Source organism: Streptomyces sp. NPDC048639 (assembly GCF_043199075.1).
Lineage (GTDB): Bacteria > Actinomycetota > Actinomycetes > Streptomycetales > Streptomycetaceae > Streptomyces.
Window position 1 is genome coordinate 363,448 of sequence record NZ_JBICVP010000004.1, and the last position, 16,709, is coordinate 380,156.

At 71.4% G+C, this 16,709-nt stretch carries 17 protein-coding genes; 11 read left to right on the top strand and 6 right to left on the bottom strand.

Going from position 1 to position 16,709, the window contains the following annotated elements:
- Nucleotides 1–213: 213 nt before the first annotated feature.
- Both ACGFNH_RS13355 and ACGFNH_RS13360 read right to left on the bottom strand, forming a co-directional pair.
- A complete protein-coding gene (locus ACGFNH_RS13355) occupies nucleotides 214–1,104 on the bottom strand; it encodes a 2-hydroxy-3-oxopropionate reductase (protein ID WP_393653208.1) in 891 nt (296 codons plus the stop codon).
- Between the two features lie 183 nt (nucleotides 1,105–1,287).
- Nucleotides 1,288–2,121 carry a TIM barrel protein gene (locus ACGFNH_RS13360; RefSeq protein ID WP_393653209.1) on the bottom strand — a complete coding sequence of 278 codons (834 nt, stop codon included), beginning with the start codon at nucleotides 2,119–2,121 and terminating at the stop codon, nucleotides 1,288–1,290.
- Between the two features lie 123 nt (nucleotides 2,122–2,244).
- Here ACGFNH_RS13360 and ACGFNH_RS13365 point away from each other — a divergent pair, with 123 nt between their 5' ends.
- From ACGFNH_RS13365 to ACGFNH_RS13390, 6 genes are all read left to right on the top strand, one after another.
- Nucleotides 2,245–2,496: a hypothetical protein gene (locus ACGFNH_RS13365; RefSeq protein ID WP_393653210.1), complete on the top strand. Its 252-nt coding sequence runs from the start codon at nucleotides 2,245–2,247 to the stop codon at nucleotides 2,494–2,496.
- Nucleotides 2,493–2,870 carry a helix-turn-helix domain-containing protein gene (locus ACGFNH_RS13370; protein ID WP_393653211.1) on the top strand — a complete coding sequence of 126 codons (378 nt, stop codon included), beginning with the start codon at nucleotides 2,493–2,495 and terminating at the stop codon, nucleotides 2,868–2,870. Before ACGFNH_RS13365 ends, ACGFNH_RS13370 begins: the two co-directional genes overlap by 4 nt.
- Nucleotides 2,871–3,005: 135 nt before the next feature.
- The gene (gene uraD, locus ACGFNH_RS13375; protein ID WP_393653212.1) at nucleotides 3,006–3,536 is read left to right on the top strand and encodes a 2-oxo-4-hydroxy-4-carboxy-5-ureidoimidazoline decarboxylase; all 531 of its coding nucleotides are present in this window, start codon (nucleotides 3,006–3,008) and stop codon (nucleotides 3,534–3,536) included.
- Nucleotides 3,533–3,943, top strand: a complete 411-nt coding sequence (uraH, locus tag ACGFNH_RS13380) for a hydroxyisourate hydrolase (protein ID WP_393653213.1) — start codon at nucleotides 3,533–3,535, stop codon at nucleotides 3,941–3,943. Before uraD ends, uraH begins: the two co-directional genes overlap by 4 nt.
- Nucleotides 3,944–3,950: 7 nt before the next feature.
- Nucleotides 3,951–4,898, top strand: coding sequence for a factor-independent urate hydroxylase (pucL, locus tag ACGFNH_RS13385; RefSeq protein WP_393653214.1), 948 nt, complete (start codon nucleotides 3,951–3,953; stop codon nucleotides 4,896–4,898).
- Between the two features lie 155 nt (nucleotides 4,899–5,053).
- Nucleotides 5,054–6,430, top strand: a complete 1,377-nt coding sequence (locus tag ACGFNH_RS13390; RefSeq protein ID WP_393653215.1) for an 8-oxoguanine deaminase — start codon at nucleotides 5,054–5,056, stop codon at nucleotides 6,428–6,430.
- A gap of 283 nt (nucleotides 6,431–6,713) precedes the next feature.
- On the opposite strand, the gene ACGFNH_RS13395 is transcribed toward ACGFNH_RS13390, so the two are convergent.
- Nucleotides 6,714–7,592: a chitosanase gene (locus ACGFNH_RS13395; RefSeq protein ID WP_393653216.1), complete on the bottom strand. Its 879-nt coding sequence runs from the start codon at nucleotides 7,590–7,592 to the stop codon at nucleotides 6,714–6,716.
- 431 nt (nucleotides 7,593–8,023) lie between these two features.
- On the opposite strand from ACGFNH_RS13395, the gene tgmA reads away from it, so the two are divergent.
- Entirely contained in the window at nucleotides 8,024–8,215 is a 192-nt protein-coding gene (tgmA, locus tag ACGFNH_RS13400) for a putative ATP-grasp-modified RiPP (protein ID WP_365254120.1), read from the top strand.
- 11 nt (nucleotides 8,216–8,226) lie between these two features.
- On the top strand, nucleotides 8,227–9,162 hold the full coding sequence (gene tgmB / locus ACGFNH_RS13405; RefSeq protein ID WP_393653217.1) for an ATP-grasp ribosomal peptide maturase: 936 nt from the start codon (nucleotides 8,227–8,229) through the stop codon (nucleotides 9,160–9,162).
- Between the two features lie 204 nt (nucleotides 9,163–9,366).
- Here tgmB and aceB read toward each other — a convergent pair whose 3' ends face one another.
- Together aceB and ACGFNH_RS13415 are read right to left on the bottom strand one after the other, a co-directional pair.
- Nucleotides 9,367–10,995 carry a malate synthase A gene (aceB, locus tag ACGFNH_RS13410; protein ID WP_393653218.1) on the bottom strand — a complete coding sequence of 543 codons (1,629 nt, stop codon included), beginning with the start codon at nucleotides 10,993–10,995 and terminating at the stop codon, nucleotides 9,367–9,369.
- Between the two features lie 406 nt (nucleotides 10,996–11,401).
- Nucleotides 11,402–12,037, bottom strand: coding sequence for an NTP transferase domain-containing protein (locus tag ACGFNH_RS13415; RefSeq protein WP_393653219.1), 636 nt, complete (start codon nucleotides 12,035–12,037; stop codon nucleotides 11,402–11,404).
- A gap of 164 nt (nucleotides 12,038–12,201) precedes the next feature.
- Here ACGFNH_RS13415 and ACGFNH_RS13420 point away from each other — a divergent pair, with 164 nt between their 5' ends.
- Nucleotides 12,202–12,582 (top strand): DUF5955 family protein, encoded by a 381-nt coding sequence (locus ACGFNH_RS13420; RefSeq protein WP_393653563.1) that lies wholly within the window; start codon nucleotides 12,202–12,204, stop codon nucleotides 12,580–12,582.
- Nucleotides 12,583–12,907: 325 nt separating this feature from the next.
- Here ACGFNH_RS13420 and ACGFNH_RS13425 read toward each other — a convergent pair whose 3' ends face one another.
- Complete coding sequence (locus ACGFNH_RS13425; protein WP_393653220.1) at nucleotides 12,908–13,732, bottom strand: IclR family transcriptional regulator; 825 nt, start codon at nucleotides 13,730–13,732, stop codon at nucleotides 12,908–12,910.
- 357 nt (nucleotides 13,733–14,089) lie between these two features.
- Between ACGFNH_RS13425 and allB the strand changes: the two genes are divergently transcribed.
- Both allB and alc read left to right on the top strand, forming a co-directional pair.
- Entirely contained in the window at nucleotides 14,090–15,442 is a 1,353-nt protein-coding gene (gene allB / locus ACGFNH_RS13430) for an allantoinase AllB (RefSeq protein WP_393653221.1), read from the top strand.
- Nucleotides 15,439–16,635 (top strand): allantoicase, encoded by a 1,197-nt coding sequence (gene alc, locus ACGFNH_RS13435; RefSeq protein WP_393653222.1) that lies wholly within the window; start codon nucleotides 15,439–15,441, stop codon nucleotides 16,633–16,635. The genes allB and alc overlap by 4 nt, the downstream gene beginning before the upstream one ends.
- Nucleotides 16,636–16,709 lie beyond the last annotated feature (74 nt).

Sequence of the window (16,709 nt, forward strand, 5' to 3'; positions counted from 1 at the left end):
GGGTTTCCGTCGTACGGAGCCTAGGTATGGGTGAATCCGAACGTCAACAGTTTGTTGAAGTGCTGGAGAGGCGGAAGAAGGCGTGCCGAAAGCGGAAGGCGGCACAGCGCGGAAGGGGGGAACGAGATCCGGGCGGCGGCACTTTGGGCGCGACAGGACTGGTGTCAGCGCCGCCGCCCGGACGTTGAGGGCCCCGGAGCTCCGGGGAGGGTGTCAGACCTGCTGCCCCGAGAGGCGCTCGACGGCGCGCAGCAGGGCGGAGTGGTCCAGGCCGCCGTCGCCCTGCGCGCGCAGGGAGGCGACGAGCTGGGCGACGACGGCACCCACGGGCAGGGCGGCGCCGACGCTACGGGCGGCGTCGGTGACGATGCCCATGTCCTTGTGGTGAAGGTCTATGCGGAAGCCCGGTGCGAAGTCCCGTTGCAGGAAGTTGTCCTTCTTGCGGGCCAGGACGGTGGAGCCGGCCAGCCCGCCGTTCAGGACGTCGAGTGCGGCCGCCAGATCCACGCCCGACTTCTCCAGGAACACCACGGCCTCGGCGCACGCCTGGATGTTGACCGCGACGATGAGCTGGTTGGCGGCCTTGACCGTCTGCCCCGACCCGTGCGGTCCGCACAGGACGATCGTCCTGCCGAGCGCGTCGAAGATCGGCTCGGCCTGCTCGAAGTCGGCCCGCTCGCCGCCCACCATGATGGACAGCACCGCCTCGATCGCGCCCGCCTCGCCGCCGGAGACCGGGGCGTCCAGTACGCGGATGCCCTTCGCGGCCGCGGCCCGTGACAGGTCGACGGAAGTCTGCGGGGTGATGGAGGACATGTCGATCAGCAGCGCGCCGGACCGGGCGTTCTCCAGGATGCCGTCCTCGCCGTAGGCGATGGCCTCGACCTGGGGGGAGGCGGGGACCATGGTGATGACGACATCGGCGTCCGCCACCGCGTCGGCGACGGAGGAGGCCACGGAGCCGCCGGCGGCGGCGAGCCGGTCGAGCTTCTCCTGTTCGAGGGTGTAACCGGTGACGGAGTAGCCCGCCTTGATGAGGTTCTCGGACATGGGGGAGCCCATGATGCCCAGCCCTATCCAGGCGATCTTCGGAAGGTTGCTCATGAGAAGGGTGCCTCTCTGGGACGTCGGGGAGGTCGGAGCCGCACGCCGGAGCAGGGGAACCGGTGCGCGAACGGCGGGTGCGGGGGCGGGTGTTGAGGGCCTGCCCGGTGCGGTGGACGCCGGATGGGTATCGCGTGCCCATGCCGTACGGCGGGTGATGGGGCGCGGTGCGGCGTGCGCCGGTCAGTGCCGGGCCGCGCGCCGGTCGGCGGGCAGCCAGGCGAAGGCGCTCTCGGCGGGGGACTTGTACTCCAGGCCGAACCAGCCGTCGTAACCCGCCTTGCCGAGATGGTCGGCGAGGCCGTCGAAGTCCAGACCGCCCGAACCGGGGGCCCCGCGGCCGGGGTTGTCGGCGATCTGTACGTGCCCGGTCTTCGCCGTGTGGCGGTCGATGACGCGGTGCAGGTCCTCACCGTTCATGGACAGGTGGTAAAGGTCCATCAGGAAGCGGGCGTTGCCCAGTCCTGTGGCGGCGTTGACCCGGTCCACCACCTCGACCGCGGACTCCGCGCTCACCAGGGGGTAGTCCGGCGATTCGGGCCGGTTGAGCGCCTCGATCAGCAGGGTCGCGCCGACCCGGTCGGCCGCCCGCGCGGCGAGGACCAGGTTCTCCAGCGCCAGCGCGTCCTGGACCTCCGGATCGACGCCCTGGACGCGGTTGCCGTAGAGGGCGTTGAGCGCGGTGCAGCCCATGGTCTCCGCGAAGTCGGCGGCGACATCGATGTTGGCCCGGAAGCGGTCGGACTCCTCGCCGGGCAGTGACAGTGCGCCGCGGTCCGGGCCGGGGAGCTCACCCGCGTAGAAGTTGAGGCCCACGAGGTGGGTGTCGGCGGCGTTCAGTGCGTCGCGCAGGGCGCCGAGCGCCGCCTGCTCGGGGGTGGGGGTGTCGGTCCAGGGCCACCACAGCTCGACCGCGGTGAAGCCGGCCTCGGCTGCCGCCGCGGGCCGCTCCAGCAGGGGGAGCTCGGTGAAGAGGATCGAGAGATTCACATCGAAGCGCTGGTCGCTGAGGCCCATCAGGGTCGCGTCCCTTCCGTATTGCGGAAGTTAGTTTCTGCTTAACGGAAGGGTGCCTCTGGTCTCCGAGGGCTGTCAAGTGGGGCTGCCGGATCCTCCCGGCGGGGCGCTAGGTTGAGTGGCGTGAAACTCAGGGTGGAATTCACGACCGAACCGTTCGATCTCGACCAGCCGCCGCACCATGCCGTCGTCGCGCGCGAGATCGTCCAGGCCGCCGAGCTGGATGCCGTGGACGTCGGCCCGTTCGGCAATACCGCGGAGGGTTCCGCGAGCGCGGTGCTCGCCGCCGTGAACAAGCTGCTGCGCAAGTCCCTCGACGCCGGCGCCACCCGGGTCTCCCTCCAGGTCAATGTGGTCGGGGAGGGCGAGGAATGACCCTGCCCGACGACCACCCGTTCATCGCGGCCGTGAAGCCCCTGGTCGACGCCATGGGCGGGGACATGGTCGCCCCGGAGGCCGCCCGGGGCGACGACGTCGTCCTCGCGTGGGAGGGCCGGGACGTGGTGGCCGTACGGCTGCCGCATCTGTCCGACTCCCTCGACCACATCCTCGCCGAGCTGGAGCGGCGCCACGGTGTTCCGCTCTCGGAGTTGCAGCGCAAGGAGAAGCAGTCGGTCGTCCGGATACTGGAGGCACGCGGCGCCTTCTCCGTACGGCACGGGGTGGAGACCGTCGCCTCGGCCCTCGGGGTCAGCCGCTTCACCGTCTACAACTACTTGAACCGCGAGGCCGCGGCCAAGGGGGAGTAGGGCCACCGGCACCCCGGGGCGGGTGTTCCCGGTCGTGGCGGGGGCGACGCGCGAATTTCAACAAAGTGTTGACGCGGCGAGGTGTGAGGGCGTTAGCTGGTCGCAGCCCACCGCACCAGGCCACGGAGGCTTCTCGTGACGTCGAGCACCCAGCACACGCCGGGCGCGACCCCAGAACCCCCGGCGGGCCTCGCCCGGTTCAACGCCTCCGGCGAGACGGCGGCCCGCGCCGCGCTCCACGAGGCGTGCGCCAGTACGGCATGGGGCCGCGCCCTGCTCACCCACCGCCCGTACGCCACGACCGATGCGCTGCTCGCCGCGAGCGACGCCGCCATGGCGGGCCTCACCGCGGACGACCTGGCCGAGGCCATGGCCGGGCACCCGCCGATCGGGCGGCCCAAGCCGGGCGATGCCACCTCGCGGCGCGAACAGAGCGGCGTACAGGAGTCCCTGCGCGCCGAACTCCTCGAACTCAATCTGGCCTACCAGGACAGGTTCGGCCATGTCTTCCTCATCTGCGCCACCGGCAGGACCGGCGACCAGATGCTGGATGCGCTCAAGGAGCGGATCGGCCACGACGCGGACACCGAACGCGAGATCGTCCGTACCGAGCTGGGCAAGATCAATCGCATCCGGCTGTCGCGCCTCGCGGAAGGACCGTCATGACGGACACCGTCACCGTCTCCACGCACATCCTGGACACCAGCATCGGACGTCCCGCCCACGGCGTCGCCGTCGAACTCTCCGTACGCCCCGGTGCGCGGGCCGACTGGGCCGCGCACGGGGCGTCGGCGACCGACGCGGACGGGCGCTGCAAGGACCTCCCGGCGCTGCCGGAGGACACCACGCACGTACGGCTCCGCTTCGAGACCGCGCCGTACTTCACCGATCAGCAGAACCAGCACGACGAGCAAGGCAAGCAAGCCGAGGAACAGCAGGACGCCCCCCGCACAAGGGACAGCGGAGCCTTCTTCCCGGAGGTGGCGATCGTGTTCGCCGTCGAGCCGGGTGAGCACTACCACGTGCCGCTGCTGCTCAACCCGTTCGGCTACTCCGTATACCGAGGGAGCTAGCACCGACATGTCATCCGCCACCCCGCCCGCCCGCCCCGTCCTCCTCGGCCGGAACCAGTACGGCAAAGCGGAGAACCGCGTCGTCCGGATCACCCGGGACGGCAGGACCCACCACATCAAGGACCTCAACGTCTCCGTCGCGCTCTCCGGCGACATGGACGAGGTGCACTACAGCGGCAGCAACGCCAACGTCCTGCCGACCGACACCACCAAGAACACGGTCTACGCCTTCGCCAAGGAGCACGGGATCGAGTCGGCCGAGCAGTTCGGCATCCACCTCGCCCGTCACTTCGTCACCAGCCAGGAGCCGATCCACCGCGCCCGCATCCGGATCGAGGAGTACGCCTGGGAGCGCATCGAGGCTTCCGACTCGGGCTCCCGCTTCATCGGCGCCGACGAGATCAAGCACTCCTTCGTCCGCAAGGGCCAGGACGTCCGTACCGCCCAGATCACCTACGACGGCGAGAGCTGGGAGGTCCTCACCGGACTCAAGGACCTCACCGTCATGAACTCCACCGACTCGGAGTTCTGGGGCTATGTGAAGGACAAGTACACGACCCTGCCCGAGGCGTACGACCGCATCCTCGCCACCGAGGTGCAGGCCTGCTGGCGGCACAACTGGACGGACGAGACGGAGCGGATGCCCAACTGGGAGCGGTCGTACGCGCAGTCCCGCAAGCATCTGCTGGAAGCCTTCGCCGAGACCTACAGCCTCTCGCTCCAGCAGACGCTCTACCACATGGGCGCGCGCGTGATCAACGGCCGCTCCGAGGTCGACGAGATCCGCCTCTCGCTGCCGAACAAGCACCACTTCCTGGTCGATCTGGAGCCGTTCGGCCTGAAGAACGACAATGAGGTCTACCTCGCGGCCGACCGCCCGTACGGCCTCATCGAGGCCACGATCCTGCGGGAGGGAGCCGAGCAGCGGATCCCTGTCGACGTCACCAACCTCTAGACCTCCGACCGCCCATCCCCTCCGACGCACGCGCCGGCGTCCGCACCACCCGAGGGAGAGCGGGGGCATCTGCGCACGCGAGCACCACCGCGGACCCGGTCGTCACCCCGCCCGGCCCCCGGGTCCGCGCCACCGAAGGAGAACGAGGAATCGCCATGGCAGCCCAGCGCATCGTCATCGAGAACTGCGCGATCGCCACCGTGGACGCGCAGGACACCGAGTACGCCTCGGGCCATGTCGTGGTCGCCGACAACGTGATCGAGTCCGTGGGGCCGGGACCGGCACCCGCCGGACCGGAGAACGTCGTCCGGCGCATCGACGGCACCGGGCATCTCGTCACGCCCGGCCTGGTCAACACCCATCACCACTTCTACCAGTGGCTCACCCGCGGACTGGCCCAGGACTGCAACCTCTTCAACTGGCTGGTCACGCTCTACCCGGTGTGGGCGCGTATCGACGAACCCATGGTCCACGCGGCCGCGCAGGGCTCGCTCGGGATGCTCGCCCGCGGTGGCGTGACCACCGCCATGGACCACCACTACGTCTTCCCGCGTGGCGCCGGCGATCTGCTCGGCGCGGAGATCCGTGCCGCCCGCGAGATGGGCGTCCGCTTCACCGCGGCCCGCGGTTCCATGGACCGCGGCGAGTCCGACGGCGGACTGCCGCCGGACTTCGCGGTGGAGACCACGGAGGCGGCGCTGATCGCCACCGAGGAGGCGATCGACACCCATCACGACGCGTCGTTCGGCTCGATGCTGCAGATCGCCGTCGCGCCCTGCTCGCCGTTCTCGGTGTCGACGGAGCTGATGCGCGAGGCCGCGGTCCTGGCCCGGCGCAGGGGCGTACGGCTGCACACCCACGGCTCGGAGACCGTGGAGGAGGAGAAGTTCTGCCACGAGCTGTTCGGCATGGGCCCGACCGACTACTTCGAGTCCACGGGCTGGCTGGGCGAGGACGTGTGGATGGCGCACTGCGTCCATATGAACGACTCCGACATCGCCGCCTTCGGCCGTACGGGGACCGGCGTCGCGCACTGCCCGTCCTCCAACGCGCGCCTGGGCGCCGGGATCGCCCGGGTCCCGGACATGCTCGACGCCGGAGTCCCGGTCGGCCTCGGCGTTGACGGCACGGCCTCCAACGAGTCGGGGGAGCTGCACACCGAACTGCGCAACGCCCTCCTCGTCAGCCGCCTCGGCCCCCGCCGCGAGCACGCGCTGAATGCCCGTCAGGCACTGCGCCTCGGTACGTACGGCGGTGCCCAGGTCCTCGGCCGCGCGGGCGAGATCGGCTCGCTGGAGGCGGGCAAGCTCGCGGACCTGGTGCTGTGGAGGCTCGACGGCATCGGGCACTCCTCCATCGCCGACCCGGTCGCGGCTCTCGTCCTCGGCGCGGCCGCCCCGGTCGCCCTGTCCCTCGTGGGCGGCAGGCCGGTCGTGGAGGACGGCCGCCTCACCACGGCGGACGAGGACGCGATCGCGCGTGTCGCGCGGGAGCAGGCCCGGCGGCTGGCCCGTATCGCCGAGGTCGGCTGACCGGCCGTTCGGCGTCGCGGTCCCCGGACGGGCCGTGGGCCACAACTGAACATCGCCTCCGGCACATCGGTGCCGGACGGCGCCGGCCGGCGGACCCCAGGCGAAGCCCCGCGGACCGCCGGCCGGTACGGACCCCGGCCGGGAAGGACGGTTCCTGGCCGGTGCCGCCGCGGCCCGAGCGGGGCAGCGGCAGCGGCCGGGCCAGGGCGCAGCGGACTCAACTCCGCGCCCCGGTCCGGCCGTTCGGCGTCGCCGGCGGGCCACCGCAGCCGTGGGGGACGCGTCAGCCGACGTGGTAGGGGTCGCCGTAGACCTTCCAGTCCAGCGGTGTGTCCAGATCCAGATTGCCCCGGTCGAGGAAGACCCGCTGGGCGGTGTCGACCCGGCTGGTGTCGCTGTGTGCCTCCTCCTCCTCCTTCATCGCCTTCACCCGGGCGTCCAGGAACGCGTGCAGATACCGCTTCTCGTCACCGCCCTGCGCCGGGGGCTTCGCGTGGCGCATCGCGTTCTCGCGGATCGAGCCGAAGCTCGCCGAGTCGCCGCCGTCGCCGTGCATCACGATGGCGTCGTAGTACGCGAACTGGCCGAGCGTGCCGACCCCGTCCGCCTTGGCGCGGCGGACCGCCGGGTCGAAGTAGACGCGGTCGCGCTCCTCGTCCTGGGCCCGGGTGAACTCCGGGTCGTCCGCTGCCCTTTCCCAGTCGCGGGGGAAGCCGGGGTCGAGCCCTTCGTGCGAGTCGGAGCCGTCGACCTCACGCAGTGCGGGCAGATAGCGCGCGAGCACGTTGTCCGGCGTGCGCTCGGTGTAGCGCTCCACGAGGTCCAGCATGTCGCCGGTGCCGGAGCAGAAGCCGATGATGCCCGCGGTGTAGCCGCGGCCGTCGCCGATGTCCTCGATGTAGCCGTACTGCGCCTTCCAGTCCAGCGAGGAGTTCTCCGCGCTGGACACGAGCTGCATCGCGATCTCCTTCTTCTCCGGGTCGTCGAGCCCGGAGGAGGCCCGGGCGGCGGTCGCGTGAGCGGGATGCGGGTGCTCCGCGGGAGCGCGACCACCGGTCGTGGCCGTCGCAGCGACGGCGGTGGCGGGGAGCGCGAGCACGGCGAGGCCGAGCAGGAGCCGGGAGGCGGGCCGAAGTCCGCTCCGCGGTGGGCGAGTTGACATGAACTCCTCCGATGGGGGCGGGGCGTCGGCGCGAATCATCAGGAAACTTTCCTATCAGGCCTGGGAGCTGACGGATACCCATCAGGCGCGGAGGTGCGTCGACGTGGCGTTGCTCACGCCGTGCCGCCAGGTCCGGAACAACTCCCGCGAACAGAACGGCAGTTCGGGCCGGGGTACGTGACTACTCAGGTCTGCCCGCCGGTTGAAACCACTACGGTCCCTCAACCCTCTAGAGAACAAAGGCGTCCCTGGAAGCCGGAGAAACTACACAGAGCCCTGAAACAATTACGTTTACCGGTACGTATTGTTATGTGTGTGGGGTCGGCGGGTGGATCGGCCGGCTCGCTGAACGATGGCGCGAACGCAGTCGCGTCCGAGAGGAGGGTCGTGGAGAGACGCTGTCGCCCCTCCCCGCAAGAGGAGGAGAACTCATGCGACCGTTCGCGTTGAACTACGCCCGGCCGGCCGTGCACGCACCCGTCACGCCTCCCTACGCCTATGAATCCACACGTCAGTTGAACGTCCTCCCCGACGGGCGTCCGGCCATAGTGGAGCCCGCCGTGCTGCTCGCAGCCGGTACCACCACCTCCACCGCCGGTTCCAAGACGCATTTCGACGACTGACTGAACTCCCCATGACCGTACTGGTCCTGACGTGTGAAGAGGATGTGACCGCGGACATGGTGGTGTCCGCGCTCGACGACCGCGGCGTCCCCGTCGTCCGCCTCGACCCCGCCGACCTGCCCGGGGAGGTCGCCCTGTCCGCCGAGTACGTCCAGGGCGACTTCCACGGCCATCTCTCCAGCGGTGGGCGCCTGGTGACCATGAGCGGGCTGCGCTCGATCTGGATCCGCCGGCCCGGCGAGCCGGGGGCGAACGCCGTGGAGCAGTCCGCCTGGCTGACCACCGAGTCCACACACGCCCTCTACGGGGCGCTGAACTGCACGGCGGCGCGCTGGATGAACCATCCCGCCGCCGCCGCGCAGGCCCGCCACAAGCCGTGGCAGCTTCATGTCGCCCACCACAGCGGCTTCGCCGTACCCCCCACGCTGATCACCACCTTCCCGCAGATGGCGCGCGAGTTCGCGGAGCGCTACCGGGACCTGGTCGTCAAGTCCGTCTCGGGAGCGCACCCCAGCAATCCGCCGATGACGCTGCCGACCACCCGTATCGCTCCGGACGCGGACTTCGCGGGCGTCGCTGCCGGGCCCACCCAGCTGCAGCAGCGGGTCCCCAAGTACGCGGACATCCGCCTGACATGCGTCGGGCAGGTGATGTTCGCCGCACGGAAAGCGTCCGATCCCGACCCCGAGCAGGTGGACGGGCGGTTCACGGAGGACGGGTCGGGCTGGGAGCCCACCGTGGTGCCGGACCGTATCGAGAAGGCCGTCCGGACGTACATGGAGCACGCCCGGCTCGCCTACGGCGCCTTCGACTTCGCCGAGGACGCGGAGGGCACCTGGTGGTTCCTGGAGTGCAACCAGGGCGGGCAGTTCGGCTTCATCGAGCTGGACACGGAACAGCCGATCGCCGAAGCCGTTGCCTCCTGGCTGGCCACCGGAACCGCCTGAGACGCAGGCGCGCCCCGGCCCGTATGCCCGCGTTGTTCGGCGGGGTGACGGGCCGGGGCGCATCAACGCGGTGGTTCCGAGCCGGAGTTGAACGGGACCGGACCCGGCCTCAGAACAGCCGGGACCCGGAATTCGGAGCCCCGTGGGACCCTGAGCTCAAGGTCCCGTGGGACCCCGAGCTCAAGGACCGGTCGGGCCCGGACGTCAGGGCCGGCCCAGGAGTTCGTACGCGGGCAGGGTGAGGAAAGCCGCGTAGTCCTCGTCGAGCGCGACCTTGAGCAGCAGGTCGTGCGCCTGGTTCCAGCGACCCGCGGCGAAGGCCTCCTCGCCGATCTCCTCACGGATCGCGGCCAGTTCCTCGGCGGCGACCCTGCGGGTCAGCTCGGGTGTCGCCTTCTCGCCGTTCTCGAAGACCACGCCCGCGTTGATCCACTGCCAGATCTGGGAGCGGGAGATCTCCGCGGTGGCGGCGTCCTCCATCAGGTTGAAGATGGCGACGGCACCCAGTCCGCCGAGCCACGCCTCGATGTAACGGGTGCCCACCTGAACGGCGTTGCGCAGTCCTTCGTAGGTCGGCCTGGCCTCCAGCGAGGCGATGTCGATGAGCTGCTCGGCCGTCACCCGGACGTCCTCGCGCAGCCGGTCCTTCTGGTTCGGCTTCTCGCCGAGAACCGCGTCGAAGCAGTCGCGGGCCACCGGCACCAGGTCCGGGTGCGCCACCCACGACCCGTCGAAGCCGTCACCGGCCTCGCGGTCCTTGTCCGCCTTGACCTTCTCCAGCGCCTTGGCGTTGACCTCGGGGTCGCGGCGGGAGGGGATGAACGCGGCCATGCCGCCGATGGCGTGGGCGCCGCGCTTGTGGCAGGTGCGGACGAGGAGTTCGGTGTAGGCGCGCATGAACGGGGCGGTCATCGTCACCGCGTTGCGGTCCGGCAGCACGAACCGCGGGCCGCCGTCACGGAAGTTCTTGACGATGGAGAACAGGTAGTCCCAGCGGCCCGCGTTCAGTCCGGAGGCGTGGTCGCGCAGCTCGTAGAGGATCTCCTCCATCTCGTACGCGGCGGTGATCGTCTCGATCAGGACGGTGGCGCGGATGGTGCCCTGGGGAAGGCCCAGGTAGTCCTGCGCGAAGACGAACACGTCGTTCCAGAGGCGGGCCTCCAGATGCGACTCCAGCTTGGGGAGGTAGAAGTACGGGCCCTTGCCCAGGTCGAGAAGGCGCTGGGCGTTGTGGAAGAAGTAGAGCCCGAAGTCGACCAGTCCGCCGGGCACCGGACCGATCTCGCTGCGCAGATGGCGCTCGTCCAGATGCCAGCCGCGCGGGCGCATGACGACGGTCGCCAGCTCCTCGGCGGGCTTCAGGGCGTACGTCTTGCCCTCGGGGCTGGTGAAGTCGACGCGGCGCTCGTAGGCGTCGGTGAGGTTGAGCTGGCCGCCGACGACGTTCGCCCATGTGGGGGCGGAGGCGTCCTCGAAGTCGGCGAGCCACACCTTGGCGCCCGAGTTGAGGGCGTTGATGGTCATCTTGCGGTCGGTGGGGCCGGTGATCTCCACGCGCCGGTCGTCGAGGGCGGCGGGCGCCGGAGCGACCTGCCAGTCCCCCTCGCGGATGTGCGCGGTCTCCGGCAGGAAGTCCAGCGTGCTGGTCCGGGCGATCTCCGCGCGGCGCTCCGCCCGGCGGGCGAGCAGTTCGTCGCGGCGGGGGGTGAACCGCTCGTGGAGGGCGGCGAGGAACGCGAGGGCCTCGTCGCCCAGGACTTCCCCCTGCCGCGCGGGTGCCTGGCCGGGGTCGACGTCGACGATGGCCAGCGGTGACGGCGCTGGTGCGGGCATGAGCGGTCACTCCAATACGGCGGTCATGAGGCGGTCATACGGTGGTCGGTGCCTGAAGGGCCGCCGGAACACGGGGGCGGCACGGGGTGCCGTCGGATCCGGGAGGCGGTTGCGGGCGCCGTCCGTGGTCGAGGATGCTTCTGACCAGTGGAGAATAGTTTCCTCATAGTGGAAGTACAAGGTGTGTTGACGTCGAGATAGTTGTTCGGGTGATCCACGGGCCGCCGTATGGCTCTCAGTGCCACCCCTTTTACGCTCCTTCCATGCTCGGGAACGGGCGTCACCGGCTCCTGCGGCATTCCGTACGGCCCGCGTACCCCATCCGTTCGCGCGTCCTTCCGCGCATCCTCCGCCCGTCCTTCCGCCTGTTCTTCCGGCCGTCCTCGCGTCCGTAGTCGCCACGCCCTCAGTCGAGGAGTGTCAGGTCCTCGGGGGTGTCGATGTCGTCGGGGGCCGCGATGTCCGAGCAGTCGACGACGTCGATCTCCCTCTCGTGCCGCCGCAGGTACGCCCTCGCGCCCCGGTCGCCGGTCGCCGCCTCGCCGACCCCCGGCCAGTGGTCGGCGCCCAGCAGCACCGGATGGCCGCGCCGTTCGCCGTACGCGGCCGAGGCCAGGCCCGACGGCGACGCGTACGCCGCCCGAACGCGCGCCACCGCGTCCGCGCCGATGCCCGGCTGGTCCACCAGTGCGACGACCACCGCCTGCGCCCCCGTACCGGCAAGGGAGTCGAGCCCGGCCCGGAGCGAAGTGCCCATGCCCTCCGCCCAGTCGGGGTTGGGGACCAGCACGCAGCCCGGGAGGTGAGCCCCGGCGCGTACGTCGTCCTCGGCGGCGCCCAGTACCACGTGCACCGGCGCGCAGCCGCCGTCGAGGAGTGCGCGGGCGGCGTGTTCGACCAGCGGGCGCCCCCGGAAGTCCAGCAGAGCCTTGGGCCGTCCGCCCAGCCGGCGGCCGCCGCCGGCGGCGAGAAGCAGCCCCGCGACCTGGGGCCGGCGGGTCGCTTTGGGGGCCTCCGAGAGGCCTGTCGGTGAAGGTCTCATGCGCCCTGCATATACCGGATCCACCGCGAGGGCTGAATTTCGCCCTCTGTGTGGCGCCGGGTGCGGAGAGTGGCGTTAACTGATCCGCGGCCTCTCATGTCGAGGGAGCGACCCGCGGGGCCGGAGGAGTTGTGGGAGGGGGCAGCGTGGCACGGAGCAACCAGATGGTCCGCGGCAGGCCGACGGGCGCCGCGACAGCGGAGGGCGCCGTAGTAGTGGAGCAGAGGCGATCGGCCGGCAGCGGCCAGGACCTGGGGACGGAGGACCCCAGGGTGGCGGAACTGTGCGCCGCCGTGTCCCGCCTGCGCCGTGAACTCGCCGCTCATCCCGCGGACTTGTCCGACCGGGGCGTCGCCGAGGACGAGCTGGCCACGCTGGACGCCATGGCTCGCGCGGGTGCCCCAGAGGTGCCCCGGCTGCGCCGGTCGCTGCTGCTGGTCGCGGGCGCGCTGGGTTCGGTGAGCGCGCTGGCCCCGGCACTGGCCGACATGCGTGCGGTCATCGACAGCTTCAGCGACGTGCCCTGCCCGCGCGGGGGTGACTGACGCCCCGGGCACCCGCCGGCCCCCGGGGTGCCTGGCGCCATCCCTCGGCTCCCCGGGTGTGGCGCCGCAGGGCCCCGGGGATGTGAACTGCCGGACGGTGCGGCGGCCTTGATGCGAACGGCGCCGTCGCTGCCGCGCCTCCGTACGGCCGTTGCCGAACCTGTGCGATCACCGCCGTGCCCATACCGCCGTTGCCGAACGACCTACGGGCGTTGCCTCGCCCCGTACCGCCGTTGCGGCGACCCGCGTGATCCGCGCGCATCGCTCGGTCTTTCGGACGGCGGCCGGTGCGCGCCCGGGGGGCCGCGCACCACGGCGCCGCATCTCAGCCGCCGTTGCCGTTCTGCCCGCTCCCCGGCTGGCCCGTGCTGGCGAGCGCCACCGACAGCTCCGCGGCGACCTCCTGCAGCAGCGGTACGATCTTCTCCGTCGCCGCGTCGGTCACCCGGCCCGCGGGCCCGGAGATGGAAATGGCGGCCGCCGTGGGGGAGTCGGGCACGGATACGGCGAGACAGCGGACGCCGATCTCCTGCTCGTTGTCGTCCACGGCGTAGCCGAGCTCGCGCACGTGGCGCAGTGCCGCCAGGAAGCCGTCGGGCGTCGTGATCGTCTTGTCGGTGGCGGCGGGCATGCCCGTGCGCCCGAGCAGCGCCCGTACCTCGCCCTCCGGCGCATTGGACAGCAGCGCCTTGCCGACGCCCGTGGAGTGCGGCAGCACCCGTCGCCCGACCTCGGTGAACATCCGCATCGAGTGGCGCGAGGGCACCTGCGCGACGTACACGACCTCGTCGCCGTCCAGCAGTGCCATGTTCGCGGTCTCGCCGGTCTCCTCGACCAGCCGTGCCAGGTGCGGGCGGGCCCAGGTGCCCAGCAGCCGGGCCGAGCTCTCGCCGAGGCGGATCAGCCGCGGGCCCAGCGCGTAGCGGCGGTTGGGCTGCTGGCGTACGTAGCCGCAGGCCACCAGGGTGCGCATCAGCCGGTGGATCGTGGGCAGCGGCAGGCCGCTGCTGGTGGAGAGCTCGCTCAGCCCGACCTCCCCGCCCGCGTCGGCCATCCGCTCGAGCAGGTCGAAGGCGCGCTCGAGGGACTGCACGCCGCCGGTGGCGGTGGACTTAGGCGTTGCGGAGGTGCTGTCGCTGGACGGCGGCACGTCGCGTTCCTTTCGGGGCAGGTGGCGCCGACCGCCGCGCGGTTGCGGACGCCGCGGCTGTTCCGGCGGGGACACCACGGCACGACCGGCAGAACGGCAGCTTACCCGGGGACCGGAGATCCTCACATCGGTCGTGCGTCGGCGTTCGCGCCGGTCACGGGGTGTTTTGCGGTCCGATCGGGCAGGTCGGGGAGGGAGCGGGCGGTCCTCCATCGGGCGTGATCATGTTTCGACCGGCGAAACTCTCCTCCCATGTGGTGGAAACCTCTCAGTGGAGAGTGGGTCTTGACGGGCGTGCGTGCGGCGTGAAGACTCGTTTCAACAGAACGTTGAAATTTCTGAGGGAGAGGAGCCCGGGTGCCGGAAACCGGCCTGGTACTGCGCTCGACGCGCGTGATCACCCCGGAGGGGACGCGCCCCGCGGACGTCGCCGTCACGGGCGGCACGATCACGGCCGTACTGCCGTACGACACCGAGCCCCCGGCCGGTGCCCGGGTCGAGGACGTCGGGGACGACGTCCTGCTCCCCGGCCTCGTCGACACGCACGTCCACGTCAACGACCCCGGCCGCGCCGAATGGGAGGGCTTCGCCTCCGCCACGCGCGCCGCCGCGGCCGGAGGCGTCACCACGCTCGTCGACATGCCGCTCAACAGCATCCCGCCCACCACGACCGCGCAGAGCCTGGAGCTCAAGCGCAGCGTCGCCCGCGGCAGGACGCACATCGACGTCGGCTTCTGGGGCGGCGCCGTCCCCGGCAACGTCAAGGACCTGGCGCCCCTGCACGAGGCCGGTGTCTTCGGCTTCAAGTGCTTTCTGCTCCACTCCGGTGTGGACGAGTTCCCGCAGCTCGACCCCGCCCAACTGGAGGAAGCCATGGGCGAGATCGCCGGCTTCGGCGGCCTCCTCATCGTCCACGCCGAGGACCCGCACCTCATCGGGAGCGCACCGCAGGCGCCCGGCCGCCGCTACGCCGACTTCCTCGCCTCCCGCCCCCGCGCCGCCGAGAACACGGCCATCGAGGGGCTGATCACCCTCGCCCGGCGGCTGGAGGCCCGCGTGCACATCCTGCATCTGTCCTCCTCCGACGCCCTGCCGCTGATCGCCGAGGCCAAGCGGGACGGCGTACGGCTGACCGTCGAGACCTGCCCGCACTACCTCACACTCACCGCCGAGGAAGTCCCCGACGGGGCCACCGAGTTCAAGTGCTGCCCGCCCATCCGCGAGGCCGGCAACCGGGATGCGCTCTGGCAGGGGCTGGCCGACGGCACCATCGACTGCATCGTCTCCGACCACTCGCCCTCCACCCCCGACCTCAAGCGCTTCGACACCGGCGACTTCGCCGAGGCGTGGGGCGGCATCTCCTCCCTTCAGCTCGGCCTCCCGGCGATCTGGACCGAGGCCCGTACGCGCGGCCACGGCCTGGAGGACGTCGTGCGCTGGATGTCCGCCGCCCCGGCAGGGCTCGCCGGGCTCGGCCGCAAGGGCGCCATCGAGGCCGGCCGCGACGCCGACTTCGCGGTCCTGGCGCCCGAGGAGACCTTCACCGTGGATCCCGCCGAACTGCACCACCGCAACCGGGTCACCGCCTACGCAGGGCGCACACTGCACGGCGTCGTGCGGTCCACCTGGCTGCGCGGGCGGCGGATCGCCGACCACGGAACGACCGCAGAGCCCACCGGCCGACTTCTCGAGAGGCAGCAGCACTCATGACCGTGCATCAGCCCGGCTCCGGTTCCGTCGAAGGCCACGGCGAGGGTTCCGCCGAGGTGCCCCGCTTCACCGGTGACGCGAACCCGTACGGAGGCGGTGACCCGTACGCCGATCACCGCACCGCCGACTTCCCCTTCACCCACCTGGTGGACCTCGCCGACCGGCGGCTGGGCGCGGGCGTCATCGCGGCCAACGACGAGTTCTTCGCCCACCGCGAGAATCTGCTGACGCCCGAGCCCGCCCACTTCGACCCCGAGGCCTTCGGGCACAAGGGCAAGGTCATGGACGGCTGGGAGACCCGGCGCAGGCGCGGCGCGGGCACGCTGGCGCCGCACCCGACCGCAGAGGACCACGACTGGGCCCTCGTACGTCTCGGAACGCCCGGAGTCATCCGCGGAATCGTCGTCGACACCGCCCACTTCCGCGGCAACTACCCGCAGGCGGTGAGCATCGAGGCCACCGCGGTCGACGGCTCGCCCTCGCCCGAGGAGCTGCTCGCGCCCGAGGTGAAGTGGACGGAGATCGTCCCCCGTACGGCCATCGGCGGCCACGCCGCCAACGGCTTCGTCGTCGAGGCCGAGCAGCGCTTCACGCATCTGCGCGTCAACCAGCATCCCGACGGCGGCATCGCCCGTCTCCGCGTCCACGGCGTGGTCGTCCCGGACCCGGCATGGCTCGCCGCCCTCGGCACGTTCGACGTCGTGGCGCTGGAGAACGGCGGCGCGGTCGAGGACGCCTCCGACCGCTTCTACTCCCCGCCCGCCAACACCATCCGGCCCGGACGGTCGCGGAAGATGGACGACGGCTGGGAGACCCGCCGTCGCCGCGACCGGGGGCACGACTGGGTGCGCTACGCGCTCAGCGGGCAGGCCGAGATCCGCGCCGTCGAGATCGACACGGCCTATCTGAAGGGCAACGCGGCGGGCTGGGCGGCGGTGTGGGTGCTGGACGCCACCGGCGGCGCGGACCCGTCGGACCACGAGGCGGCCGCCTGGACGGAGCTGCTTCCGCGCACCCGGCTCCAGCCCGACACGCTCCACCGCTTCGTGCTCGACGCCCCGGCGCCGGCCGCCACGCACGTCCGGATCGACATCTTCCCGGACGGCGGCATCGCCCGGCTGCGTCTGCACGGCTCGCTGACGGAGGAGGGCGCGCGGCGTCTCGCGGCCCGTCACGCGTCGCTGAACGGCTGACGGCGCCAGGCTCCGGCTCCCGCCCGGGCGCTCCGGCGGGGGCCGGAGCCTGCGGGTGCGCGGACGGGACGGTC